Annotated in this window: 3 protein-coding genes; 1 reads left to right on the top strand and 2 read right to left on the bottom strand. The window is 71.8% G+C overall.

The features are described 5' to 3' along the window. On the bottom strand, positions 1-296 hold a 296-nt coding region (locus AB0N07_RS50605), incomplete at its 3' end, for a hypothetical protein (RefSeq protein WP_365847709.1). A gap of 63 nt (positions 297-359) precedes the next feature. Between AB0N07_RS50605 and AB0N07_RS50600 the strand changes: the two genes are divergently transcribed. Then, positions 360-1,451, top strand: coding sequence for a magnesium and cobalt transport protein CorA (locus AB0N07_RS50600; RefSeq protein ID WP_350745991.1), 1,092 nt, complete (start codon positions 360-362; stop codon positions 1,449-1,451). Positions 1,452-1,479: 28 nt separating this feature from the next. Here AB0N07_RS50600 and AB0N07_RS50595 read toward each other — a convergent pair. Beyond that, positions 1,480-1,783 (bottom strand): phosphoribosyltransferase family protein (locus tag AB0N07_RS50595; protein ID WP_365847707.1); only part of this gene is annotated, 304 nt, incomplete at its 5' end.

The following is a 1,783-nucleotide window of genomic DNA, read 5'->3' as shown; positions in this document are numbered from 1 at the left end:
GCCGGCCACGCACCGATCTTCTTGGCCAGCGGGTGGGAGGCGCCGAAGCCGCCGAGGTACAGGGCGCCCAGACCCCCGGCGACGGCCGGCCCCCGCGTGGCCAGCCACGTCCGGCCGGCGTACAGGCCGGCGGCGGCCAGCACGACGCCGCCGAGCGGGCGGATGCCGGTCTCACGGGCGGTCAGGTAGCCCCCGATCAGACCGAACGCAGTGACCGGGGCCGTGGAGACGGCGTGGGCGGGGAGCAGGGTCTTGCCGTCACGGACGACGGGCGGGGCATGGCGCGGAGTCTTCATGGCGCCACCGTAGCGCGCGCATCCTGGAATACGCCGGGGGCCGCCGTCGGGGAGAATGTCCTAGTGAGCATCATCGACAACGCCGTGTATGTGGACGGGCGGCGCGTCCACACCCCGTCCACCCTGGAGGACACCTGGGAGGCGTGCGAGCGCACCGGCGGCATGGCCTGGCTGGGCCTGTACCGCCCGGACGTGGCCGAGCTCCAAGCGGTCGCGGAAGAGCTGCGCCTGCACCCGCTCGCCGTCGAGGACGCCCTCACCGGGGGCGAGCGCGCCAAGCTGGACCGCTACGGCGAGGACTCGTTCATGGTCCTGCACCCGGCCCGCTACATCGACCGCACCGAGACCGTGGAGTTCGGCGAGCTGAGCGTCTTCACCGGCGAGCACTACGTGGTGACGGTGCGTCACGCGGAGGAGCCGGACCTGGCCGCCGTGCGTCGGTTCCTGGAGACGGAGGGCCGCGAGCGCCTCGCGATGGGGCCGTGGCAGGTCACCCTGGAGATCCTGGACCGGGTCGTGGACGACTACTTCCCCGTGGCCGATGGCCTCGAACAGGACATCGAGGAGATCGAGGGCCAGGTCTTCGCCGGCGACGGGCACGTCTCCCGGCGCATCTACCAGCTCTCCCGCGAGGTGCTGAACTTCCAGCACGCCATCCGCGCGCTGCCGTCCATCGTGGAGCAGCTCCAGGAGGAGGTGCGCACCCGCATGCACGAGGACACCCGCCGCCTCGACGCCGACGGCCTACCCCGGCGCGACGACGCCCACGCCTGGGAGGACGAGGAGCTCAGCGATCAGGCGCGCCTCGAGGTGGAGAACCTGCACCGCCTGCGTGACGTCCACGACCACGCCGTCCAGATCAACGAGCGCGTGACGACCATGCGCCAGATGCTCCACAGCGCCCTCGAACTGGACTCGACGCTGGCGTCGAAGCGGCTGTCCGAGCAGTCGATCGCCCAGAACGAGCAGGTCAAGCAGATCTCGTCCTGGGCGGCGATCATCTTCGCGCCGCAGCTGGTGGGCTCGGTCTACGGCATGAACTTCGACGGCATGCCCGAGCTGCACTGGACGTTCGGCTATCCGTTCGCCCTGGGACTCATGCTGGCGGTGGCCCTCACGCTGTTCGTGCTGTTCAAGCGCGCGGACTGGCTCTAGGCGGGCGGCGCGCGGGGCAGTCCGAGGCTCAGTCGAGGCCGAGCTCGTCCTTGCCGAACGCGTACAGGTACGGCACGTCCGCCTCCTCGGCCACGCGCTCGGCGGCGCCGGTCGCACGGTCCACGATCACAGCCACGGCCTGGACGTCGCCGCCCGCGTTGCGCACGCCCTCGACGGCGGTCAGCGCGGAGCCGCCCGTCGTCGAGGTGTCCTCCAGCACGACGACGCGGCGACCGTCCACGCTCGGGCCCTCCACCTGCCGGCCCATGCCGTACGACTTCTGTGCCTTGCGCACCACGAACGCGTCGAGCGCGCGGCCCGCGGCGCCGGCC

The organism is Streptomyces sp. NPDC051172 (assembly GCF_040682555.1).
GTDB lineage: Bacteria > Actinomycetota > Actinomycetes > Streptomycetales > Streptomycetaceae > Streptomyces.
This window is presented reverse-complemented; position numbering and strand designations above follow the sequence as displayed.